Genomic DNA, 21,655 nt, shown 5'->3' on the forward strand with positions numbered 1-21,655 from the left:
CTGCCGGGTGGCGCTGCGCTTGCCCGGCCTACATTCCGCAACGATAATTACGCCGCCATACACTCCGCTAACGTCTGCGCCAGTGCCGACGGGTTTTCCCACGACATGGAGTGCCCCGCAGCAGGGATGATTTTGACCTCAACGCCCTTCTGCTTCAGACGATCCACATCGTCATCCGGCAGAGAGAGCTCGCCGAAAATCAACGTCACCGGGCAAGGCAACGACAGAAATTGCGTTTCCCAGTCCGGCTTAACGCCCGCCACCAGGCTCGATGCGCCGCGCCAGACAGCATAAGGTGCATTACTTTGCAGACACCCGGCCCACGCCGTTTTTTCTGCACGGAGCATGTCACCGTAACCCTGCATCACAAATTGTTGTTCGGTTTGCGCCGCAATAGACCGGCTGAACATGCCACCGCCAGCGTGAAAATTGGGCTCCGACACGATCAGGCCTTTAACGCGCGCTGCCAGCAGCCCCGCTGTTTCTATCGCGATGCTGCCGCCCATGCTGTGGCCATATAACCAGAAGGCATCCAGTTTAAGATGGTCAATTAGCTCCGCCACAACGCGCGCCTGATCGGTGGTTTTATAGCTGTAGTGCTCAGGCTTATCGCTGTAACCGCTGCCGGGTAAATCGATGAGAATCGTTCTGCGCCCGTCAAACCGAGGGTCACGAACGACGCGGGGATATTCATAGGAAGAGGCGCAGCCCAATCCGTGGATGAAGACCACGGGATCGCCTGAGCCGGGCAAATCATGCCAGCGGACGGTGCAACCCGCTTGCTGCGAGTAAAAACTGTTCATAAGCACTCCTTTTACGATGCACTGTGTATTTATACAGTCATCATATCCGGAATGCCATAATCATCTTTTAAAAATGGAAGCGTGCTTCAGAAAAGCGAGATCAGGAGCGCGACGGGGAAGCTCATCGGCCAGGTTGATCCCACCAGAAACGCGCTGAGCAGACGGATGCGTTTGCGGTCTTTGGAGAGGAACCAGGTAATTAATGCGCAGAGGGAAGCCATGATTGCGTAAAAAACCAACATCTTTTGATACAACGTCATTCTTAATACCAGAGTCGAAAAAATAACCGCACGCAATATGCGTCATATGTTGATACAGATCAAGTTTTTTCATTACATAATAACCACTTAAATATTAAGGCTAATAACAACTGAGTATTTTGTATAACAAACAGGGGGAGCCACCTATTATCTTTATTGATAAGATGCATGTTAAATGCACTTTTTGATAAATTTTCTCTTCCGCAAAGGCGTCTAATAAAGGCAGACATACATGGGAGGCAATATGCTACGCATTCCGCAGAGTTGTATTCATACCCGCTCCACCCCTTTCTGGAATAAAGACACCGCCCCCGCCGGGATCTTTCAGCGTCATCTCGACACGGGTACCCGTCCGGGCGTTTATCCCCGCCTGTCCGTTATGCAGGGTGCCGTCCGCTACCTGGGTTATGCTGATGAGCATGCCCCTGAGCCCGACAGCACATTGATTATCAGGGCTGGCCACTTCGGTGTTTTTCCCCCTGAGAAATGGCATCACATCGAGGTAATGAGCGACGACACGCTGTTCAATATCGAATTTTTCGTCGAACCAGAGGTGTTGAAGTCGCTTTAAGCGGCTTTTATTTACGAGGTAACCCTTATGCTACGTATCCCTGAGAATTTTGTTCATACCCGCTCCACGCCATTCTGGAACAAAGACACCGCACCAAAAGCCCTTTTCACCCACCACAATACTAAAGCCAGCGTATATGGCCGTTTGTCGGTGATGCAGGGGGCGGTGCGCTATTTTGGCTTCCCTGACGCTGACGCGACCGAACCGGATCTTGAGCTGGTGATTGAAGCCGGATCGTTTGGCATCTCACCGCCGGAAAAATGGCACCGCATTGAGCTACTGACCGACGATACCTGGTTCAATATCGACTTTTTTGCCGATCCTGACGTTACGCTTCAGGGCGCAGGCATCGGCAAAGTGGTCAATACACATAAGGAGTAACCGCGTGGGCAAAGCAACGTACACAGTGACCGTGACCAACAACAGCAACGGCGTCTCGGTGGATTATGAGACAGAGGCTCCGATGGAGTTGCTCATCCCCGACGTCGCCGCAGACGTAGTGAAAGATCTGGTAAATACCGTCCGCGCATGAGCACGAGGTGTGTGGCTGGTAAAGCAAACGCCCGGCGATGCAAACAGCCGGGCATGATTTTCTAGTGTTTTATCATCACGTGCCGGACAACCGTATAATCCTCAAGCCCGTACACCGACATATCCTTCCCATAGCCGGACAATTTCATGCCGCCGTGCGGCATTTCGCTCACCAGCATAAAATGGGTATTCACCCAGGTGCAGCCGTACTGCAGGCGTGCGCTCAGGCGATGGGCGCGGCCCACGTCCTGAGTCCAGACTGACGACGCCAGGCCGTACTGCGAATCGTTCGCCCAGGCCAGTACCTGCGCTTCATCGTCGAATTCGGTGATGCTCACCACCGGGCCAAACACCTCGCGCTGAACGATGGCATCCTCCTGTTTTGCCCCGGCCAGCAGGGTTGGCTGGAAATAGTAGCCCGCTCCCTCTTTTTTGCTTCCGCCCGTCACCACGCGGATATGGCCGAGCGCTTTCGCCTCATCAACCGCCTGACAGACGCGTGAAAGATGGGCAGCGGAGCTCAGCGGACCGAGCTCAGTAGACTCATCCTCCGGGGCACCCATTTTGAGGCTGGCGACGGCGGCGCCGAGCTTTTCCACCAGTTGGGCATAGATCCCCTTCTGGGCATAAATACGGCAGGCCGCCGTGCAGTCCTGCCCGGCATTGTAGAAACCAAACGTCCGCACCCCTTCGACAACCGCGTCCAGGTCAGCATCGTCGAACACGATAACCGGCGCTTTACCGCCCAGTTCCATGTGGGTGCGCTTAATGGAGGACGCCGTGTGGCCGATGATATGCTCCCCGGTAGCAATCGACCCGGTCAGCGAAACCATGCGCACTTTTTCATGCCCGGTCAGCGGATCGCCCACCGTTTTACCGCGGCCAAACAGCACGTTGAGAACGCCAGCCGGGAAGATATCTTTCGCCAGCTCCGCCAGCTTTAACGCCGTCAGCGGCGTGATTTCAGAAGGTTTGATGACCACACAGTTACCGGCCGCCAGCGCAGGCGCCAGCTTCCATGCCGCCATCATCAGCGGGTAGTTCCACGGCGCGATAGAGGCAACCACGCCCACCGGGTCGCGGCGGATCATCGACGTGTGGCCTTCCAGGTACTCGCCCGCAGCCAGCCCGTTCAGGCAGCGCGCGGCCCCGGCAAAGAAACGGAAAACATCGACCACTGCCGGAATTTCATCGCCCAGCGCACAGTGCAGCGGCTTCCCGCAGTTGAGGGATTCAAGCCGGGCAAAGTCCTCCCCATGCGCTTCAATGGCATCCGCGAGCTTTAGCAGGCACTCGGCGCGCGTTTTCGGTGTCGTTTGCCCCCACTCCACAAAAGCCCGGTCGGCGGCCTGAACCGCCGCGTCGACCTGAGCCGCTGAGGCCTCAGCAATCTCCAGCAGCACCTCTCCGGTGGCCGGGTTATACACCGGCTGTTTCTCTCCCTCTCCGGCAACCAGTTCACCCTTTATCAGCAGATGTGTTTGCATAGCATTGTCCTGTTCAAATCAATGTTATTTCCCGCTACCGGCGATGTTCTCGCCGTCGCGGGTTAGCCACCAGGCTCCCAGAATGGGGATGGTTGTGACCAGCATCACCAGCAGTGCAACGACGTTGGTGACCGGCACGTCGCGCGGACGGCCAAGCTGGTTGAGCAACCACAGCGGTAACGTGCGCTCGTGTCCCGCCGTAAACGTTGTGACGATGATTTCGTCAAACGAGAGGGCAAACGCCAGCATTCCCCCCGCCAGCAGCGCTGAACCCAGATTGGGCAGCACCACATAGCGAAAGGTTTGCCACCCGTCAGCCCCGAGATCCATCGACGCCTCGACCAGACTCCAGGAAGTGCGTCTGAATCGGGCGATCACGTTATTAAAGACCACCACCACGCAGAACGTGGCGTGTCCGACCACGATGGTGAAAAAACCCGGCTCAAGGTCGATCGTTTTGAACGCGGTCAGCAGCGCCAGGCCGGTGATGATCCCCGGCAAGGCTATCGGCAGCAGCAGCAACAGCGAGATCGCGTTTTTGCCAAAAAACTCGCTTCGCCAGAGCGCCGCTGCAGCAAGCGTGCCAAGCACCAGGGCGATCGCGGTGGAGAGTGCCGCAATTTGAAGTGACAACGTCACGGATTCAATGATATCTCCACGCCCCGCTGCCACGCTAAACCACTTCAGGGTCAGCCCCTGCGGCGGAAAGCTGAAGGCTGCGTCTTCGGTGTTAAAGGCATAGATTGCGATAATCAGCAGCGGGAAATGCAGGAAGATCACCCCTCCCCAGGCTGCCACTTTCAGGAACAGAGGTGCGCGTTCAGAGTGCATCGAATGCTCCCAGACGTTTCACGAACGCCAGATAGAGTGAAATCAGCACGATAGGCACCAGCGTGAACGCGGCGGCCATGGGCATATTGCCAATCGCTCCCTGCTGTGAATAGACCATATTGCCGATGAAATACCCCGGCGGCCCCACCAGCTGCGGCACAATGAAATCCCCCAGCGTCAGGGAAAAGGTGAATATCGAGCCCGCGGCAATGCCCGGAATAGCCAGCGGCAGAACGACGTAGCGGAATGTCTGACGAGGACGCGCGCCGAGATCGGCAGATGCCTGCAGTAAGGAGGCAGGCAGGCGTTCCAGCGCCGCCTGGACCGGCAGGATCATAAACGGCAGCCAGATGTAGACGAAGACCAGAAACCGTCCCAGCCCGGAGGTGGACAAGGTGTTGCCTCCAACCGCGGGTAGCGTAAGGATCGAGGTCAGGATAGGCTCCAGCCCCAGATGGTTGAGAAACCACTGTGCCACGCCGTCCTTCGCCAGCAGAAGCGTCCAGGCGTAGGCTTTGACGATGTAGCTCGCCCACATTGGCAGCATTACGGCGATATAAAAAAACGCTTTCCACTTGCCGCGGGTGTAGCGCGCCATGTACCAGGCCATCGGGAATGCCAGGATCGCGCTGGCAATCGTCACCGCAATCGCCATCGTTAACGTGCGCAGAATGATGTCGTAGTTTGCCGGGTTGAAAAGCGCCAGAATGTTCGCCAGGGTCAGATCCGGCGTGACTGCCATGGTGAAATCGTCAAAGGTGTAAAAACCCTGCCACAAAAGGGTCAGCAACGATCCTAAATAGACGATGCCAAACCACATCAGCGGTGCAAGCAGAAGCAGGAACAGCCCGAGCGACGGTTTACGCCAGAACAGAGCCGTGATGCGGCTTACGCGACCGTGCGGGGCGGGAGGATGAGCGACACTCATAGCCATTTCACCTCTCCTCGTGAAGACGGATCATGGCGTCGCGCGACCACGACGCCGTGACGGCCTGCCCCGGCGCAATGCCGCTCAGCGGCGAGAGCTCGCTGAGGTTGGCCTGGCTCACCAGCAGTTTGGCACCGTCGGCGAGCTTCAGCTCCAGCCGCGTGGCCGCCCCCTGATACTGAACGGCCTGCACGCATCCCTGAACCTGAATTTCACCGCTCTCGTTAAGGCGAATATGTTCCGGGCGCAGCGAATAAGCGCCTTCCATGCCGCATAGTTTCTGCGCAAGGGCTGTATCAAAAACGTTGGACGTGCCGACAAAACCGGCGACAAACGGCGTGCGCGGGCGCATATAGAGATCGCGCGGGGTATCGACCTGCTCGATGCGCCCATTATTGAATACCGCCACCCGGTCCGACATGGAGAGGGCTTCACCCTGATCGTGGGTGACGAAAATAAAGGTGATGCCGAGTTCCTGCTGAAGTTTCTTCAGCTCGAACTGCATCTGTTCACGCAGTTTGAGATCGAGCGCGCCTAACGGCTCGTCCAGCAGCAGGACGCGCGGTTCATTCACCAGCGCCCGGGCGATGGCGACTCGCTGGCGCTGGCCGCCGGAAAGCTGCGAAGGCTTACGGGCGACGGCGAAGCTCAGGCCCACTTTTTCCAGCGCATCACGAGCCTGCGCATGGCGTTTTTTCTTATCGACGCCTTTCACCATCAGCCCATAGGCGACGTTATCGAGGATCGACATATGCGGGAACAGCGCGTAATCCTGGAACACGGTGTTCACATCCCGCTCCCACGGCGGCAGCGCGCTCGCCTCTTTACCAAAGATAGATATCGTGCCGCCTGACAGCTGCTCAAAGCCGGCAATCAGGCGCAGGCAGGTGGTTTTGCCGGAGCCCGAAGGCCCCAGCATGGAGAAGAATTCTCCGTCACGAACGGCAATGGTGACTCCATCCACCGCCCGTACGTCGCCGTACAGACGGGAAACGTTGTTAAATTCTACCGCGTACGTCATGTTCCGCTCCCGGGCAATTAACGACCGCCCATGATGGCGATGTAATCCTGCGTCCAGCGGCTGTAAGGCACAAATTTTCCGCCTTCTGCGATGGGGGTTTTCCAGAACATGATTTTGTCAAAATAGTTATAGCCGTTGGTTTCGCAGCCCTTGTCACCCAGCAGTGTGCTGGCCTTACACCCTTCAGGCACGACGGGCAGCGAGCCAAACCATGCCGCCAGATCGCCCTGCACTTTTGGCGTGAGCGACCAGTTCATCCATTTGTAGGCGCACATCGGGTGTTTTGCCTGCGCGTGAAGCATGGTGGTGTCCGCCCAGCCGGTCACGCCCTCTTTCGGGAAGACGGTGGCAACGGGCTGGTTCTCGGCCTTCAGGGCATTCGCCTGATACGGCCAGGCGCTGGAGGCCACGACGCCTTCATTTTTGAAGTCGCTCATCTGGACGGTGGTGTCATGCCAGTAGCGGTGGATCAGGGCATGCTGGTCGCGAAGCACCTTGAGCACGGCGGCATACTGCTGTTCAGTGAGCTGATACGGGTCGCTAATACCCAGCTGTGGCTGAGTGGCTTTGACGAACAGCGCCGCATCGGCGATATAAATCGGGCCGTCGTACGCCTGCACGCGTCCCTGATTGGTTTTGCCGTCTGGCAGATCCTGCTTCGTAAAGACCACGCTCCAGCTGTCCGGCGGCGTCGGGAAGGTTTTGGTGTTGTACATCAGCAGGTTGGGTCCCCACTGATACGGCGTGCCGTAGACTTTACCGCCCACGTTAAACCATTCGCCCTTCACGATGCGCGGGTCGAGGGTTTTCCAGTTGGGGATGAGTTCCGGGTTAATCGGCTGAACGCGTTTGCCCATAATCAGGCGGAGCGAGGCATCGCCCGACGCGGTGACAAGGTCGTAACCTCCCTTCGCCATCAGGCTGACCATCTCATCGGAGGTGGCCGCCGTTTTGACGTTAACCGCGCAGCCGGTCTCTTTTTCAAACTGGGTGACCCAGTCATAATTTTTATCCGTCTGTCCGCGTTCGATGTATCCCGGCCAGGCGATAATATCCAGTCGGCCTTCCCCGTCGCCAATGGCCTTTGGTGGTTCTGCGGCTTGCGCGGCCATGATAGTCATACCGAGCGCGCACAGGCTGCTGCGGGCAAATTTTTTGCTCATAAGAGTTACTCCTGTCGCAATGAAATTTAGCGGCAGCCGTGCCGTAAAAATATCTCCCTTATTAAACGTAGACCGCGCAAATGCGCCGCACCGTACGGCTTAAGGAAATTTCATCAAGGTGTGACCGGGGACGCATTCCCTGTTAACTGGATTATAGACAAGGAGTTAGCCGCGAAAGACGGTATGCAGATTTCCTATGATACGACACCGCAAAATATTCGCAGCGCCGCCATCAGGATAAGAAATGATTATTTAAATAAGATCGAAAAGATTATTCCAGCATCGCGCTAATGAGTTTTCCTAACTGTATGACCGCCTGCTCTTCCCGCTCTCCCCACGCCCAGGAGATATTAAAACGGAAAAACGGGGTCCAGGCGTCAGAGGTGGAAAACATCTTTCCGGGCGCAATGCTGATGTGGTGGGTTAAGGCCTTCTCACTCAGCAGCCCCGCGTCCAGCTGCGCAGGTAGCTCCAGCCATAAAAAGTAGCCGCTTTCGCTGTGATGAATTTTGACACCGGCAGGCATATGACGCAGAAGCGACTGCCACGCCTGCTGTTTCCGCTCGGCGAGGGTTCGTCGCAGGCGGCGCAGATGGGCGTCGTAGCGTTTTGTCGCCAGGTAATCCACCAGCGCCAGCTGCATGGGAGAACTGGTTGAGAGCGTGCTCATCAGTTGCAGCTGCTGAATGCGGCGCGCGTGTTTTCCTGCCGCCACCCAGCCGATGCGAAACCCCGCCACCAGGCATTTTGAAAAGGAGGAGCAGTGAAGCGTCATGTCACTCCGATCCCAGGCTTTCGCCGGAAGGGGTTTTTCCCGGCCAAAATAGAGTTCGCTGTAGACGTCATCTTCAATCAACGTGACGTTATGTTTCGTCAGGAGTGCGACCAGACGCGCTTTTTTCTCCGCGCTCAGCGTGAAGCCAAGCGGGTTTTGGCCGTTAGTCATGAGCCAGCAGGCTTTTACGGGATAGTCATTCAACGCCAGCTCCAGCGCATTGAGGTCGATCCCCTCGCGGACGTCTGTGGCGACGGATAACGCTTTCAGCTTAAGACGCTCCAGCGCCTGCAGCGCACCGTAAAAACAGGGGTTTTCAACAATCACCCAGTCTCCGGGCTCCGTCACCGCCTGCAAACTGAGGTTCAACGCTTCGAGGGCACCTGCGGTAATGACGATCTCGTCCGGCGAGATGTTCATCCCCTGCTGCGCATAGCGGCGTGCGATGGCGTGGCGGAGTTCAGCGTTACCGGGCGGCAGATTTTCAATCACGCTCATTGCGGTAGCCGTTTTGCTGACGTTTGCCAGCGAGCGGTTGAGCTGCTGAAGCGGGAAAAGCCGGGGGTCGGGAAACGCGGAAGCGAAAGGAACAACGGACGGATCGCGGCTGGCCTGTAAGACCTCGAAGATATAGGTGTTGATATCTACCGCTTCATCGCGCATCACCTGAGCAGGTGGCGCAGGCTGTTGTGCGGTCGGGCGCGAGGCAACGTAATAGCCCGACTGCGGCCTGGCGACAATGCGCCCCTGGCTTTCCAGCATCTGATACGCGTGGCCAACGGTCATAAAGCTCATGCCGCTACTTGCCACCTGCTCTCGCAGGGAAGGCAGCTTATCGCCCGGCAGCCATACGCCAAGCTCGATCTGCGAGATAATTTGTTGCGCCAGACGCTGGTATTTTTTCATCAGATTCTCCTTATTGCCGACAGTGTATATCAGCAGGAGAAAAAGAGAAGATTTAGCTAACTGTTATAGTTCGCGAAATAAATTACTTACGGTACTCGGTAACGTGGCTTTGCGCCTGGCGTGCAGCGGCCAGGTGATCGAGCGTGATCATTGACGATTTGCAAAAGATGCATTTCGCACCGAGCGGGTTTTTCTCAGACACATCAAAGACTGAGGTACGGTACTGCGAACCATGACAGCATGGGCAGCGGAAATGTATATAAGAAGTCATAGGATTCTCCTGTGAACGTAAAAACGTAAATTACTCATGAGCCGATCAGGCAATAATGGTTTTAAACAAAACTAATCGGAATGTAGATAAAGACCCAAGAGAGGCTGCGGAGAGGCACAACGTGATGAGAACTGCTTTATGAAACTACGTCAGATATTTTTTTGGACTCAAAACCAGAGAACCATTAACGCACGGCGATGACGACAAAGCAAGCGGTTTAATGCGGAAAATTCATAAAAAGAATGTTTTTATTCCCTGATACTCGTCCATGTTATTAAATATTGATGTTTACAATTCCCGGCCATGCATACATAACCACATGAAATATAAATATAATATATAACATTTTTTGCCTACTCATCTCACCAACCGCAGAGTATTAACAACAGGCTAATGTACACTCTGCTACTTGTCTTGCTCGAGCAGAAATTTCGCTCTTACCTTACAGAAAGGAATTATCAATGAGTTGGAATAGAGACGCGGCTGTTTCTTACCTCCGCTCGCATGCCCTTGGACACTCTCATAACGAATGCGCGAAATTTACACGTCGTGCCATAATCGCTGGCGGCATTACGCTTGAACGTACACATGATGCGAAGGATTATGGACCAAAACTTTTGCGTGCAGGTTTTAGGGAGGTTCCTCCCGGTTCGACGTTGCTTAGCGGAGATGTCGCTGTAATTCAGCCCTATCCCGGAGGAAACTCAAGCGGCCATATGACAATGTTCGACGGCACTCGCTGGATCTCAGATTTTACCCAGCTCAGCATGTACCCTGGGCCGGGTTACCGCCGCGCGCAACCTACCTATAAGATTTACAGGATGAGTCGATGATGAGGGGGTTTATAATTACTGTGGCGCTATTATTATCTGCTTGTACGGGTGTACCTAAGCAGAATGCTGCCGAACGGGCGGAAGAATTCTATTCCACATATCTGACGTTTTTTGCAGAAAGTGATGGTGAATATCCTCAGCTTAGAGAGTACGTTGCGGCTGGTACACTATCCCGGCTTAACGAGATAGAGTCTATTCCTGAACAGGAAATCGTGGGATCAGATTATTTCGCTTATGTTCAGGATTATGACCCATCCTGGGTGAAGGGGCTTGAAGTGGGTGTGGCGCACCAATTCATGAATGGCGAAGTTCTTCCTGTCAGGATTGGTATTGAGAACGGCGGCTTTCTTAATCTTGAAGTCTATATGCGTCTTGAAGATGGAAAGTGGAAAATTTACCGCGTGAGAGACGTAACCGATAGCTACGAGCATCCCATATTTAATGCGGGAGCAATTACTCAAGCAAAGGCATCAGCGGAAAGCGGACTTTAAGCGCATCGATAAATATTACACTGGGCAAACTGTTATAGTTAAATAGGCCGGGTCTGTTTCTGCAACCCAGCGCTGGCGCGGCTTAGAATGGCATCGACATAAATACATCGCGGAGTTTTGCATGTTTGGTTTAGATGCTTTTCACCTTGCGCGGATACAGTTTGCCTTTACCGTATCCTTTCACATTATTTTCCCGGCCATCACCATCGGCCTGGCCAGCTACCTTGCCGTACTCGAAGGGCTGTGGCTGAAAACAAAAAATCCGGTCTGGCGCTCGCTGTACCATTTCTGGTCGAAGATTTTTGCCGTCAATTTTGGCATGGGCGTGGTCTCAGGGCTGGTGATGGCCTATCAGTTTGGTACCAACTGGAGCGGATTTTCGCAGTTTGCGGGCAGTATTACCGGCCCGCTGCTGACCTATGAAGTGCTAACCGCCTTCTTCCTTGAAGCCGGCTTCCTCGGCGTGATGCTGTTCGGCTGGAATAAAGTCGGGCCGGGACTGCACTTTTTCTCCACCTGCATGGTGGCGCTGGGCACCATTATCTCCACCTTCTGGATCCTCGCCTCAAACAGCTGGATGCAGACCCCGCAGGGCTATGAGATCGTCAACGGGCAGGTGGTACCGGTGGACTGGTTTGCGGTGGTGTTTAACCCCTCATTCCCTTATCGCCTGCTGCATATGTCGATAGCCGCGTTCCTCAGCAGCGCGCTGTTTGTGGGTGCCTCCGCGGCATGGCATCTGCTGCGCGGAAATAATACCCGCGCCATACGCGCAATGTTTTCGATGGCGCTGTGGATGACCCTGATTGTCGCCCCCATCCAGGCCCTGGTTGGCGATATGCACGGGCTGAACACCTTAAAGCACCAGCCTGCGAAGATTGCCGCCATTGAAGGGCACTGGGAGAATCCGCCGGGTGAGCCTACCCCGCTGCTGCTGTTTGGCTGGCCGGATATGGAGCAGGAGCGCACCCGCTTTGGACTGGAGATCCCGGCACTGGGCAGCCTTATCCTGACGCACAGTCTGGATAAACAGGTTCCGGCGCTCAAGGAGTTTCCGAAGGAAGACCGCCCGAACGCCACCATTGTCTTCTGGTCATTCCGCATTATGGCAGGCCTGGGCATGCTGATGCTGCTGCTCGGGGTGATGGCGCTCTGGTTGCGCTACAAAAAACGCGTGTATTCGTCGCGTCCTTTCCTGTGGTTTGCGCTGCTGATGGGGCCAACCGGGCTGATTGCCATCCTTGCCGGGTGGGTCACTACCGAAGTGGGCCGCCAGCCGTGGGTAGTCTACGGACTCCAGCGAACGAAGGATGCGGTTTCTGCCCATGGCGATCTCCATATGAGCGTGAGTCTGCTGGCCTTCTTCGTTGTATACACCTCGGTATTTGGCGTGGGCTACAGCTATATGGTGCACCTCATCCGAAAAGGCCCGCAGCCGCACGAATCATTCGCCACCGAGTACGACGGACGTCCGGCGCGCCCGCTTTCTGCCGTCACAGCTGAACATAAGGAGCTGCCATAATGGGTATCGATCTTTCCATTATCTGGTTTGTCATCATCGTTTTCGCCACGCTGATGTATATCGTGATGGACGGTTTTGATCTGGGGATCGGTATTCTGTTCCCTGCCACACAAGACGCTGACGATCGCGACGTGATGGTCAACAGCGTCGCGCCCGTCTGGGACGGGAATGAAACCTGGCTGGTGCTTGGCGGAGCCGCCCTGTTCGGCGCATTTCCGCTGGCCTATGCGGTGATCGTTGATGCTCTGACCATTCCGCTGACGATAATGCTGATCGGACTTATATTCCGCGGCGTGGCGTTTGAGTTTCGCTTTAAAGCCACCCCGGCGCACCGTCCTTTCTGGGATAAGGCGTTTATTGGCGGCTCAATTCTGGCGACGTTTACCCAGGGCGTGACGGTGGGGGCCGTCATTAACGGCTTTACCGTCACCGGTCGGGTCTATACCGGTGGACCCTTTGACTGGTTTACCGCGTTTAACCTCTTTTGCGGCGCGGGTCTGGTGGTGGCCTACGCGCTGTTAGGCTCAACCTGGCTGGTGATGAAAAGCGAAAACGCGCTGCAGCAGCGGATGCGTGAGGTATCGAAAACGCTGTTAATCATACTGCTGGCGTTTATCGCGGCGATCAGCCTCTGGACGCCGCTGGCACACCCGGCCATCGCTGCACGCTGGTTTACGCTGCCGAATCTGTTTTATCTGCTGCCAGTCCCTGCCCTGGTCGTCATGTTTAGCTTCTACCAGTGGCGCTGCCTGAGTAATCCTGACAGCCATGCTCGCCCGTTTATTCTGACGCTGGGGCTAATATTTCTCGGCTTTAGCGGGCTTGGGATCAGTATCTGGCCGCATATCATACCGCCGTCAATCACCCTGTGGCAGGCCGCCGCGCCGACGCAAAGCCAGGGCTTTATGCTGGTGGGCGCACTGTTGATCATTCCCGTTATTCTGGTCTACACCTTCTGGAGCTATTACGTATTTCGCGGCAAAGTTCAGCATGGGGAGGGTTATCACTGATGCAACAACCGGTCTGGAAAAAAGTGATGTGGCTGGCCATTATCTGGGGCGGCAGCGTACTGGCGCTGGCGGCTGTCAGTATGCTTTTCCGCATGTTAATGACGGCCGCTGGCTTTAAATCACATTAATCTCTATCCCGGGCAGCCCTGCGTTGCCCGGCCCCCGCCCCGCACTTTCAGATAAACCCCATTACTCCACGGCAGAGTATCGTTATACTGGTAAAAGATTCACGGCATTTATAATTTGAGAAAAAAAATGAGAAAGCTCATCGCGTTAAGTGTTATCAGCCTTGTCCTCACTGGCTGCGTTAATCCGGGCAAAGCGTCCGTCCAGCCGGAGCAGCTGAAGAACCATCGTTTTGTACTGGAAAACGTGGACGGGAAAGCCGTGAAGGGCACGACAGCACAACCTGAAATCAGTTTTAACGCCCTGCCCGATTTGAGCCTGGTTAACAACATCAGCGTTTCCGGCCAGATGTGTAACCGCTTCAACGGACAGGGAAAATTGTCTGAAGGCGAGCTAAAAGTGAAAGCGCTGGCGATGACGCGCAAACTTTGTACCGAACCACAGATGAACGAGCTGGATCAGGCCATCGGCGACATGCTGCGCAAAGGAGCGCAGGTCGACCTGACTGAAGACCAGTTGACGCTGGCGACTGCCGATAAAACGCTGATGTTTAAGCGTGCTGAATAATCAGTAGTTACCGCAGCTTCCAACGGCAAGCGACTGTTCACTGCAGCGTTTGCCGTTTGGCAAGGCGCACATCCCAATAGCAGAGCCATCAAGCTGGCGAGCAACAGACAGTGAGCCGCCAATCATGGCGCAGTTGGCCTGGCCTGAACTGGACATTGCCGCTTTCATTCCCGGCGCCACGTGGGCCGCCGTGGCCTGCTGCACAGGTTCACTGCTACATGCCGACAACAATAATGCGGCACACCCTACCAAAAATGCTGAACGCATGCTCTCTCCCCCTTATTTTGTGCGAAACCTATGCATCATAGGCATCACATCCCGTGTCGTCGAGAGCAGAAGTGCGTATTTATGCGCTACTGAAACAATTTCTCGCAATTTTTTCGCCCTAAGTTTGATCTAACCATTGATGGCGAGAATACTGAGGACACAAAAGCGAAAATTGTAACCCCCCCCGTTTGCTAGACTACAAACATAATATTCAGGGTTTGTCGCCTTATGACAGCCCCCTATTTTTGCGCAATGTAAGGGTGTCGTTCTATGCAAACTATTGACGGTAATGGTGCAGTTGCCTCAGTCGCGTTTCGCACCAGTGAAGTTATCGCCATCTACCCGATCACGCCGAGTTCCACCATGGCTGAACAGGCGGATGCCTGGGCGGGAAACGGATTAAAAAACGTCTGGGGCGATGTCCCGAGAGTGGTTGAAATGCAGTCTGAAGCGGGAGCCATTGCCACTGTACATGGCGCGCTTCAGACAGGCGCACTTTCGACGTCGTTTACCTCTTCTCAGGGATTGCTGTTAATGATCCCAACCCTGTATAAGCTCGCCGGACAGCTGACCCCCTTCGTCCTGCACGTCGCGGCGCGTACCGTTGCTACTCACGCGCTTTCCATCTTCGGCGATCACTCCGACGTGATGGCCGTGCGCCAGACCGGGTGTGCGATGCTGTGCGCCAGCAGCGTTCAGGAAGCGCAGGACTTTGCCTTAATTTCGCATATCGCCACGCTTAAAAGTCGCGTGCCGTTTATTCACTTCTTTGATGGCTTCCGCACCTCTCACGAAATCAACAAAATCGTCCCGCTGGCGGACGAGACTATCCTGGATCTGCTGCCGCAGACAGAAATTGACGCGCATCGCGCCCGCGCCCTGAACCCGGAACATCCGGTTATCCGTGGGACATCGGCAAACCCGGATACCTATTTCCAGTCCCGCGAGGCCACAAACCCGTGGTACAACGCGGTTTATGACCACGTCGAGCAGGCAATGAATGACTTTGCCGCCGCAACAGGACGCGAGTACAAACCGTTCGAATACTACGGTGATCCGCAGGCCGGGCGCGTGATTGTGCTGATGGGATCGGCTATCGGCACCTGTGAAGAGGTGGTCGACGAGCTGTTAACCCGCGGCGAAAAGGTCGGCGTGTTAAAAGTGCGCCTTTATCGCCCGTTCTCTGCTAAACATCTGCTCTCTGCCCTGCCGGAAAGCGCGCGCGCGGTGGCGGTGCTCGATCGAACCAAAGAGCCGGGCGCACACGCGGAACCGCTGTATCTGGACGTGATGACCGCGCTGGCAGAAGCCTTTAATAACGGCGAACGTGAAACGCTACCGCGCGTTATCGGCGGTCGCTATGGCCTGTCTTCCAAAGAGTTTGGGCCGGACTGCGTGCTGGCCGTGTTCAACGAGCTAAGAGAAGCGAAACCCAAGCCGCGCTTCACAGTCGGCATTTATGACGACGTAACGAATCTTTCCCTGCCCCTGCCGGAAAATACCCTGCCTGCAACAGCCAAACTCGAGGCGCTGTTTTACGGTCTGGGCAGCGACGGCAGCGTCTCGGCTACCAAGAACAACATCAAGATCATCGGCAATTCGACGCCGTGGTACGCCCAGGGCTACTTCGTCTACGACTCTAAAAAAGCGGGCGGACTGACCGTTTCTCACCTGCGCGTCAGCGAGCATCCTATTCGCTCGGCCTACCTTATTTCTCAGGCCGACTTTGTTGGCTGTCACCAGCTGCAGTTTATCGACAAATACCAGATGGCTGAGCGCCTGAAGCCCGGCGGTATTTTCCTGCTTAATACGCCGTACAGCGCGGACGAGGTCTGGGCGCGCCTGCCTCAGGAAGTGCAGACGGTGCTTAACCAGAAAAAGGCCCGTTTCTATGTGGTCAACGCGGCGAAAATCGCGCGCGAATGTGGCCTGGCTGCGCGTATTAACACCGTAATGCAAATGGCCTTCTTCCATCTGACCCAGATCCTGCCGGGCGACAGTGCGCTGGTGGAACTGCAGGGTGCGATAGCCAAAAGCTACAGCAGCAAGGGCCAGGAGCTGGTAGAACGTAACTGGCAGGCGCTGGCGCTGGCTCGCGAGTCACTGTTCGAGGTGCCGCTGCAGCCGGTAAATGACGCCAGCCCGAGCCGCCCTCCGGTGGTCTCTGATGCCGCGCCTGATTTCGTGAAAACCGTGACGGCCGCCATGCTGGCCGGGCTGGGTGACGCCCTGCCCGTCTCCGCGCTACCGCCGGACGGAACCTGGCCGATGGGCACGACGCGCTGGGAAAAACGCAATATTGCCGAAGCGATCCCGATCTGGAAAGAAGAGCTCTGTACGCAGTGTAACCACTGCGTAGCGGCCTGCCCGCACTCGGCCATTCGGGCCAAAGTGGTTTCACCGGATGCGATGGAAGATGCTCCGGCCAGCCTGCACTCGCTGGATGTGAAATCCCGCGATATGCGCGGCCAGAAGTATGTCCTGCAGGTTGCGCCGGAAGACTGTACCGGGTGTAACCTGTGCGTCGAGGTCTGCCCGGCGAAAGACAGGCAGAACCCGGACATCAAGGCCATTAATATGATGTCGCGTCTTGAGCACGTTGAAGAAGAAAAAGTGAACTATGACTTCTTCCTGAACCTGCCAGAAATCGATCGCAGCCAGCTGGAACGTATTGATATTCGTACCTCGCAGCTGATCACGCCGCTGTTCGAGTACTCCGGCGCCTGCTCCGGCTGCGGTGAAACGCCGTACATCAAACTGCTTACCCAGCTGTACGGTGACCGAATGCTGATCGCTAACGCCACCGGCTGCTCATCCATCTACGGGGGCAATTTGCCTTCTACACCGTACACCACCGATGCGAATGGTCGCGGCCCTGCATGGGCAAACTCCCTGTTCGAGGATAACGCCGAGTTCGGGCTCGGCTTCCGCCTGACGGTTGACCAGCACCGCGCGCGCGTGATGCGTTTGCTGGAACAGTTTGCCGACCAGATCCCTGACGAACTCAATGTTGCACTTCACGCCGAAGCAACGCCAGAGGTGCGGCGTGAGCAGGTGGCTGAGCTGCGTCGCGCCCTTCAGGGTGTTGCAGGCGCAGAGCAACTGCTGACCGACGCTGATGCCCTGGTCGAAAAATCGATCTGGCTGATTGGCGGCGACGGTTGGGCTTACGACATCGGCTTTGGCGGGCTGGATCACGTGTTAAGCCTGACCGAAAATCTCAACATTCTGGTTCTGGATACGCAGTGTTATTCCAACACCGGTGGTCAGGCATCGAAAGCCACGCCGCTGGGCGCCGTCACGAAATTCGGTGAGCACGGCAAACGCAAGGCGCGTAAGGATCTCGGCGTGAGCATGATGATGTACGGCCACGTTTACGTCGCGCAGATCTCGCTGGGCGCGCAGCTCAACCAGACGGTGAAAGCGATACAGGAGGCGGAAGCGTATCCGGGTCCGTCGCTGATCATCGCCTACAGCCCGTGCGAAGAACATGGTTATGACCTGGCGCTCAGCCATGATCAGATGCGTCAGCTGACGGCGACCGGCTTCTGGCCGCTCTACCGGTTCGATCCGCGCCGTGCGGACGAGGGCAAATTACCGCTGGCACTGGATTCACGTCCGCCGTCAGATGCCCTGGCAGAGACGCTAATGCAGGAGCAGCGCTTCCGTCGTCTGAATGCGCAACAGCCAGAGGTGGCAGAACAGCTCTGGAGAGATGCCGCAGCCGATTTGCAAAAACGGTATGACTTCCTGGCGCAGCTGGCAGGAAAAGCCGAAAAATCCAGCAGCGACTAAACCCTCTGCCCGGCTCGTCCGGGCATTTTTTTGCTATAAAAAAAGCCCGATGTATTCACATCGGGCTCGTCCAGATAATTAATGAATATCACTTTAGTTTCCTAAATAACATTCATACTAATTATGGATAAATAATCTTAAAGGCATATAACGGGGCAAAGATTACCTGACTTAACCGCTAATTAATAATTTTTATTTAATATGATTGAATTTAAATCATTCACCAAACAAATGATCATTACCGCGGATTTATTCAGTTTAGATTTTACTTAATTCGTAACAATTATATTTTATTACTATCCCGCTGGTGTGATTTAGCATGGGACAACTTTCTTATTGGGAAAGTTCAACAGGTAATTAAATAAAAACAACTGCAAAGGAATATCACAATGCAAAGAAAAGTACTGGCTCTGATGATTCCGGCTCTGTTAATGGCTGGCGCTGCGCACGCAGCAGAAATTTATAATAAAGACGGTAACAAGCTGGATCTGTACGGAAAAGTAGATGGCCTGCACTACTTCTCCGATGACGCGTCTAAAGATGGCGATCAAACCTATATGCGTCTGGGTTTCAAGGGTGAAACACAGATCAACGACATGATGACCGGTTACGCGCAGTGGGAATACAACATTCAGGCGAATAACACCGAAGGGTCTGATAATCAGTCCTGGACGCGTCTGGCCTTCGCCGGTGTAAAAGTGGGTGACTATGGTTCCTTTGACTACGGCCGTAACTATGGCGTTCTGTACGACGTTGAAGGCTGGACAGATATGCTGCCTGAGTTTGGCGGCGATTCTTACACCTATGCCGATAACTTTATGACCGGCCGCGCCAACGGTGTAGCAACCTACCGTAACACCGACTTCTATGGTCTGGTGCAGGGTCTGAACTTCGCGCTGCAGTATCAGGGCAACAACGAAGGCAGTAATTGCGATGAGAACAACAATTGCTCTCAGGAAGGCACCAACAACGGCCGCGACACGCGTCATGAGAATGGGGACGGCTTCGGTATCTCTACCACCTATGATTTTGGCATGGGGATCAGTGCCGGTGCCGCCTACACCTCTTCTGACCGTACCAATGACCAGGTGACGCAAACCACAGCGGGCGGTGACAAAGCAGATGCCTGGACTGCAGGCCTGAAATATGACGCCAATAATATCTATCTGGCGGCAATGTATTCTGAAACCCGCAACATGACGCCTTATGGTGATAACGCCGACGCCGTGGCGAATAAGACTCAGAACTTCGAAGTGACCGCGCAGTACCAGTTCGATTTCGGTCTGCGTCCGGCCATTTCTTACCTGCAGTCAAAAGGTAAAGATCTGGCTAACGGCCAGGGCGATCAGGACCTGGTTAAATATGCAGACGTAGGCGCGACCTACTATTTCAACAAGAACATGTCCACCTACGTTGATTATAAAATCAACCTGCTGGATGAAGATGACAGCTTCTACAAAAACAACGGCATCAGCACCGATGACGTCGTTGCATTAGGCCTGGTGTACCAGTTCTGATAATGAGAGCCCGCAGCATGATGCGGGCTCCTCTTTTTGATGTTCGTCTCACAACAGCATATTATCGCGATATTGTTGAGGGTAAGTTGAATAAAAGCGGGTTAGACTGCGCCGATATCCCCCTCTTCATTAAGGATAACAGCGTTGTTTGGTCGTGTATCCGTTGCCATACTGACACTCTTAGCGTGCTTGTGGATGGCGTTAATTTTTGATTTTTTTGGTATTGTTGGGCATCTCGGTGCACTGTTAAACCATCTGGATCGTCATTGACGGTGAGTCTCTGAAAACAAAAAGCCACCAGCAGGGCCGGTGGCGGTCATACTCGTTGCGAGTATTACTTTTTCACGGGTTGAGGTTTTTTATCCCCTGATTCGGGAGCCTCACGCGGATCGTCTTTTTCTACACAGAGCATAATTTCTCCTGTTTTAGAAACCCACTTCCCACTATAGCCAGGCTGATAAAAAAAAGGCCAGGCGGTAATTAACCTTTATTGGTCTCTTTTTTGCGAAACGAGAGATAGCCAAATACGCCGCTTTCACCATCGCTCGGATGGTTTACGCCATCCATCACCGTCACTTCGGGGAAGTCAAACGGCGACACGTTTTCAAAACAGGCGACATTTACGCCGTATTCATTTGGGTTCGAACGACGCTGATGGAACGTGTAAATCCCGCAGACCGAGCAGAAGAAATGCCGCGCCGTCCCCGTGTTAAAACGGTACTCCGTCAGCTTATCCTCACCTCTGGTCACGGTAATACCCGACAGCGGTGCAGAGACCACAACCGCGCCCCGCATACGGCAAAAAGAGCAGCTGCAGCGCCGCGCGGTATTAAAGCCGTCAGTGAGTACGACGGTATATGCCACCGCACCACAATGGCACTGTGCATGACGAATGTCAGCCATCGGTTATACCCCTTTTCTCACCAGCTCGGCGGCCTTAACGAAAACCTCATCTTCTACACCATCGCCTTTCTGCCTGCCCAGCCTGACCAGTTCGTTGACAATGCTGTCGCGATCGATCGGTTTCTGCGATGAAACCAGCCCAATGACAGCGGCACCAATCGCCAGCCCCACTAATCCTGTTTGTTCGTCTTTGTTCTTCATACTCATGCTCCTGATACAACAAACAAGCGTAGCAGGAATTTTAATGACGCAACGTCAGACCATCTTAGAAGCTCAGGTAAACCTGAGGTCAACGTTCACTTTGTGCGTTCCTGATGATGCTCAAAAAAGAATAAAGGGACAGAAATAATACAGCGCCCCCGTGGCCAGGATGCTCACGACGGCACTTACGTAAAACCAGGTTTTAAACGGCTGCTTCTGCGTTTTATGGCGAAAGAGCTGTTGACCCAGGATGGCGCCGGGCCACCCTCCCACCGCGCCAAACGCCAGTAAAGTGACTTCCGGTATCCTGCGCATCCCTTTTCGTACCGCCGTTTTATCGACGCCATAAATCGCTATCGTCAGCATATTGATCAGCAGAAACCATATGGCAAAGGGATACGAGGTAAAAAGGCTGCCGATCGCAGCGACGATCAGCAGGACACAACAAAAGCGATTCAATGTCATAGGGGCAGTCGTGGAAGTGTAAGTGCATGTCGTGAAAGCATTTATGTCTTGTCGAAGATTTTATATTAAAGAATGCCTGAATTAAACACGGCGACAGTCCGGGAAGATGAGGGGTATAAAGATCGGACCACTCTTTAGATCACCGCATTCCATAAGCTGGCTAAACACGTTTTTTTTGTGTAAAAAGGTGGACTCATTCAGCAGGTGCTCAACGTGAAATCCATTCGGCTAATTTTAAAGCTCATAGCAGCATCATTTTATGTGTTCGCGGTTGTTTTTGTCTCTGGATTTGTAGGTTCGAGTACAGCCAGTGCAATTAATTTTGAAACACTTAACCTAAATTACGCATTAATCGCAAAGAACTCGGCGGTATACGCAATCTGCGCAACTGGTGCGACATTGGTTGTTCCA

Annotated in this window: 24 protein-coding genes and 1 pseudogene; 11 read left to right on the plus strand and 14 right to left on the minus strand. The window is 54.5% G+C overall.

Annotated features, from left to right (window positions below):
• Positions 1 to 47 precede the first annotated feature (47 nt).
• Both MX657_RS12225 and MX657_RS12230 read right to left on the minus strand, forming a co-directional pair.
• Positions 48 to 803, minus strand: coding sequence for an alpha/beta fold hydrolase (locus MX657_RS12225; protein ID WP_346805892.1), 756 nt, complete (start codon positions 801 to 803; stop codon positions 48 to 50).
• A gap of 86 nt (positions 804 to 889) precedes the next feature.
• Positions 890 to 1,063 (minus strand): GhoT/OrtT family toxin, encoded by a 174-nt coding sequence (locus MX657_RS12230; protein ID WP_042716204.1) that lies wholly within the window; start codon positions 1,061 to 1,063, stop codon positions 890 to 892.
• Between the two features lie 244 nt (positions 1,064 to 1,307).
• Between MX657_RS12230 and MX657_RS12235 the strand changes: the two genes are divergently transcribed.
• The 3 genes and pseudogenes from MX657_RS12235 (at position 1,308) to MX657_RS12245 (ending at position 2,188) form a co-directional block, all read left to right on the plus strand.
• Positions 1,308 to 1,634 carry a DUF1971 domain-containing protein gene (locus MX657_RS12235; protein ID WP_080329709.1) on the plus strand — a complete coding sequence of 109 codons (327 nt, stop codon included), beginning with the start codon at positions 1,308 to 1,310 and terminating at the stop codon, positions 1,632 to 1,634.
• 27 nt (positions 1,635 to 1,661) lie between these two features.
• Positions 1,662 to 2,015, plus strand: coding sequence for a DUF1971 domain-containing protein (locus MX657_RS12240; RefSeq protein ID WP_346805893.1), 354 nt, complete (start codon positions 1,662 to 1,664; stop codon positions 2,013 to 2,015).
• A gap of 4 nt (positions 2,016 to 2,019) precedes the next feature.
• A pseudogene (locus tag MX657_RS12245) lies at positions 2,020 to 2,188 on the plus strand (DUF1869 domain-containing protein).
• Between the two features lie 39 nt (positions 2,189 to 2,227).
• Here the strand turns inward: MX657_RS12245 and patD are convergent.
• The 7 genes from patD to MX657_RS12280 form a co-directional block, all read right to left on the minus strand.
• The gene (gene patD, locus MX657_RS12250; protein WP_346805894.1) at positions 2,228 to 3,652 is read right to left on the minus strand and encodes an aminobutyraldehyde dehydrogenase; all 1,425 of its coding nucleotides are present in this window, start codon (positions 3,650 to 3,652) and stop codon (positions 2,228 to 2,230) included.
• 24 nt (positions 3,653 to 3,676) lie between these two features.
• The gene (locus tag MX657_RS12255) at positions 3,677 to 4,483 is read right to left on the minus strand and encodes an ABC transporter permease (RefSeq protein ID WP_080329244.1); all 807 of its coding nucleotides are present in this window, start codon (positions 4,481 to 4,483) and stop codon (positions 3,677 to 3,679) included.
• Complete coding sequence (locus MX657_RS12260) at positions 4,473 to 5,417, minus strand: ABC transporter permease (RefSeq protein WP_218726510.1); 945 nt, start codon at positions 5,415 to 5,417, stop codon at positions 4,473 to 4,475. Before MX657_RS12260 ends, MX657_RS12255 begins: the two co-directional genes overlap by 11 nt.
• A gap of 1 nt (position 5,418) precedes the next feature.
• A complete protein-coding gene (locus tag MX657_RS12265) occupies positions 5,419 to 6,432 on the minus strand; it encodes an ABC transporter ATP-binding protein (protein WP_346805895.1) in 1,014 nt (337 codons plus the stop codon).
• Positions 6,433 to 6,449: 17 nt separating this feature from the next.
• Positions 6,450 to 7,595, minus strand: a complete 1,146-nt coding sequence (ydcS, locus tag MX657_RS12270) for a putative ABC transporter substrate-binding protein YdcS (RefSeq protein WP_119915732.1) — start codon at positions 7,593 to 7,595, stop codon at positions 6,450 to 6,452.
• Between the two features lie 271 nt (positions 7,596 to 7,866).
• Positions 7,867 to 9,276, minus strand: a complete 1,410-nt coding sequence (locus MX657_RS12275; RefSeq protein WP_346805896.1) for a PLP-dependent aminotransferase family protein — start codon at positions 9,274 to 9,276, stop codon at positions 7,867 to 7,869.
• An 82-nt stretch (positions 9,277 to 9,358) separates the two neighbouring features.
• A complete protein-coding gene (locus MX657_RS12280; RefSeq protein WP_028013309.1) occupies positions 9,359 to 9,547 on the minus strand; it encodes a hypothetical protein in 189 nt (62 codons plus the stop codon).
• Positions 9,548 to 10,008: 461 nt separating this feature from the next.
• Between MX657_RS12280 and MX657_RS12285 the strand changes: the two genes are divergently transcribed.
• From MX657_RS12285 to hslJ, 6 genes are all read left to right on the plus strand, one after another.
• Entirely contained in the window at positions 10,009 to 10,380 is a 372-nt protein-coding gene (locus MX657_RS12285) for a hypothetical protein (protein ID WP_119915733.1), read from the plus strand.
• Complete coding sequence (locus tag MX657_RS12290; RefSeq protein ID WP_244288134.1) at positions 10,377 to 10,871, plus strand: DUF3828 domain-containing protein; 495 nt, start codon at positions 10,377 to 10,379, stop codon at positions 10,869 to 10,871. The genes MX657_RS12285 and MX657_RS12290 overlap by 4 nt, the downstream gene beginning before the upstream one ends.
• A 121-nt stretch (positions 10,872 to 10,992) precedes the next feature.
• Complete coding sequence (locus MX657_RS12295; protein WP_346805897.1) at positions 10,993 to 12,393, plus strand: cytochrome ubiquinol oxidase subunit I; 1,401 nt, start codon at positions 10,993 to 10,995, stop codon at positions 12,391 to 12,393.
• Positions 12,393 to 13,403, plus strand: a complete 1,011-nt coding sequence (gene cydB, locus MX657_RS12300; RefSeq protein ID WP_346805898.1) for a cytochrome d ubiquinol oxidase subunit II — start codon at positions 12,393 to 12,395, stop codon at positions 13,401 to 13,403. The genes MX657_RS12295 and cydB overlap by 1 nt, the downstream gene beginning before the upstream one ends.
• Positions 13,403 to 13,531, plus strand: a complete 129-nt coding sequence (locus MX657_RS12305) for a DUF2474 domain-containing protein (RefSeq protein ID WP_080329253.1) — start codon at positions 13,403 to 13,405, stop codon at positions 13,529 to 13,531. Before cydB ends, MX657_RS12305 begins: the two co-directional genes overlap by 1 nt.
• A 127-nt stretch (positions 13,532 to 13,658) precedes the next feature.
• Positions 13,659 to 14,096 (plus strand): heat shock protein HslJ, encoded by a 438-nt coding sequence (hslJ, locus tag MX657_RS12310; protein WP_336238765.1) that lies wholly within the window; start codon positions 13,659 to 13,661, stop codon positions 14,094 to 14,096.
• Here the strand turns inward: hslJ and MX657_RS12315 are convergent, their stop codons facing one another.
• Complete coding sequence (locus MX657_RS12315) at positions 14,097 to 14,363, minus strand: putative hemolysin (RefSeq protein WP_032658293.1); 267 nt, start codon at positions 14,361 to 14,363, stop codon at positions 14,097 to 14,099.
• Between the two features lie 270 nt (positions 14,364 to 14,633).
• Here MX657_RS12315 and nifJ point away from each other — a divergent pair, with 270 nt between their 5' ends.
• Entirely contained in the window at positions 14,634 to 18,158 is a 3,525-nt protein-coding gene (gene nifJ, locus MX657_RS12320) for a pyruvate:ferredoxin (flavodoxin) oxidoreductase (RefSeq protein WP_346805899.1), read from the plus strand.
• A gap of 389 nt (positions 18,159 to 18,547) precedes the next feature.
• The gene (ompC, locus tag MX657_RS12325) at positions 18,548 to 19,675 is read left to right on the plus strand and encodes a porin OmpC (RefSeq protein ID WP_119915739.1); all 1,128 of its coding nucleotides are present in this window, start codon (positions 18,548 to 18,550) and stop codon (positions 19,673 to 19,675) included.
• Between the two features lie 334 nt (positions 19,676 to 20,009).
• Here the strand turns inward: ompC and MX657_RS12330 are convergent, their stop codons facing one another.
• The 4 genes from MX657_RS12330 to MX657_RS12345 all read right to left on the minus strand — a co-directional run bounded on the left by MX657_RS12330 (position 20,010) and on the right by MX657_RS12345 (position 21,244).
• Entirely contained in the window at positions 20,010 to 20,087 is a 78-nt protein-coding gene (locus MX657_RS12330) for a hypothetical protein (protein WP_223239581.1), read from the minus strand.
• Between the two features lie 68 nt (positions 20,088 to 20,155).
• Positions 20,156 to 20,578, minus strand: a complete 423-nt coding sequence (locus MX657_RS12335) for a GFA family protein (RefSeq protein ID WP_119915740.1) — start codon at positions 20,576 to 20,578, stop codon at positions 20,156 to 20,158.
• A gap of 3 nt (positions 20,579 to 20,581) precedes the next feature.
• A complete protein-coding gene (locus tag MX657_RS12340) occupies positions 20,582 to 20,779 on the minus strand; it encodes a hypothetical protein (RefSeq protein WP_080329258.1) in 198 nt (65 codons plus the stop codon).
• 120 nt (positions 20,780 to 20,899) lie between these two features.
• On the minus strand, positions 20,900 to 21,244 hold the full coding sequence (locus tag MX657_RS12345) for a DUF1294 domain-containing protein (protein ID WP_119915741.1): 345 nt from the start codon (positions 21,242 to 21,244) through the stop codon (positions 20,900 to 20,902).
• Between the last annotated feature and the right edge of the window lie 411 nt (positions 21,245 to 21,655).

Source organism: Enterobacter chuandaensis, from assembly GCF_039718975.1.
GTDB classification, from domain to species: Bacteria; Pseudomonadota; Gammaproteobacteria; order Enterobacterales; family Enterobacteriaceae; genus Enterobacter; species Enterobacter chuandaensis.

Coding starts and splice junctions, on each gene's coding strand:
- MX657_RS12295 (WP_346805897.1), top strand. CDS start 10,993: ATGTTTGGTTTAGATGCTTTTCACCTTGCGCGGATACAGTTTGCCTTT.
- MX657_RS12275 (WP_346805896.1), bottom strand. CDS start 9,276: ATGAAAAAATACCAGCGTCTGGCGCAACAAATTATCTCGCAGATCGAG.
- ydcS (WP_119915732.1), bottom strand. CDS start 7,595: ATGAGCAAAAAATTTGCCCGCAGCAGCCTGTGCGCGCTCGGTATGACT.
- MX657_RS12340 (WP_080329258.1), bottom strand. CDS start 20,779: ATGAAGAACAAAGACGAACAAACAGGATTAGTGGGGCTGGCGATTGGT.
- MX657_RS12260 (WP_218726510.1), bottom strand. CDS start 5,417: ATGGCTATGAGTGTCGCTCATCCTCCCGCCCCGCACGGTCGCGTAAGC.
- MX657_RS12345 (WP_119915741.1), bottom strand. CDS start 21,244: ATGACATTGAATCGCTTTTGTTGTGTCCTGCTGATCGTCGCTGCGATC.
- MX657_RS12305 (WP_080329253.1), top strand. CDS start 13,403: ATGCAACAACCGGTCTGGAAAAAAGTGATGTGGCTGGCCATTATCTGG.
- MX657_RS12315 (WP_032658293.1), bottom strand. CDS start 14,363: ATGCGTTCAGCATTTTTGGTAGGGTGTGCCGCATTATTGTTGTCGGCA.
- MX657_RS12265 (WP_346805895.1), bottom strand. CDS start 6,432: ATGACGTACGCGGTAGAATTTAACAACGTTTCCCGTCTGTACGGCGAC.
- MX657_RS12235 (WP_080329709.1), top strand. CDS start 1,308: ATGCTACGCATTCCGCAGAGTTGTATTCATACCCGCTCCACCCCTTTC.
- MX657_RS12230 (WP_042716204.1), bottom strand. CDS start 1,063: ATGACGTTGTATCAAAAGATGTTGGTTTTTTACGCAATCATGGCTTCC.
- MX657_RS12255 (WP_080329244.1), bottom strand. CDS start 4,483: ATGCACTCTGAACGCGCACCTCTGTTCCTGAAAGTGGCAGCCTGGGGA.
- patD (WP_346805894.1), bottom strand. CDS start 3,652: ATGCAAACACATCTGCTGATAAAGGGTGAACTGGTTGCCGGAGAGGGA.
- MX657_RS12225 (WP_346805892.1), bottom strand. CDS start 803: ATGAACAGTTTTTACTCGCAGCAAGCGGGTTGCACCGTCCGCTGGCAT.
- MX657_RS12290 (WP_244288134.1), top strand. CDS start 10,377: ATGATGAGGGGGTTTATAATTACTGTGGCGCTATTATTATCTGCTTGT.
- MX657_RS12335 (WP_119915740.1), bottom strand. CDS start 20,578: ATGGCTGACATTCGTCATGCACAGTGCCATTGTGGTGCGGTGGCATAT.
- MX657_RS12280 (WP_028013309.1), bottom strand. CDS start 9,547: ATGACTTCTTATATACATTTCCGCTGCCCATGCTGTCATGGTTCGCAG.
- hslJ (WP_336238765.1), top strand. CDS start 13,659: ATGAGAAAGCTCATCGCGTTAAGTGTTATCAGCCTTGTCCTCACTGGC.
- MX657_RS12240 (WP_346805893.1), top strand. CDS start 1,662: ATGCTACGTATCCCTGAGAATTTTGTTCATACCCGCTCCACGCCATTC.
- cydB (WP_346805898.1), top strand. CDS start 12,393: ATGGGTATCGATCTTTCCATTATCTGGTTTGTCATCATCGTTTTCGCC.
- MX657_RS12285 (WP_119915733.1), top strand. CDS start 10,009: ATGAGTTGGAATAGAGACGCGGCTGTTTCTTACCTCCGCTCGCATGCC.
- nifJ (WP_346805899.1), top strand. CDS start 14,634: ATGCAAACTATTGACGGTAATGGTGCAGTTGCCTCAGTCGCGTTTCGC.
- ompC (WP_119915739.1), top strand. CDS start 18,548: ATGCAAAGAAAAGTACTGGCTCTGATGATTCCGGCTCTGTTAATGGCT.
- MX657_RS12330 (WP_223239581.1), bottom strand. CDS start 20,087: ATGCTCTGTGTAGAAAAAGACGATCCGCGTGAGGCTCCCGAATCAGGG.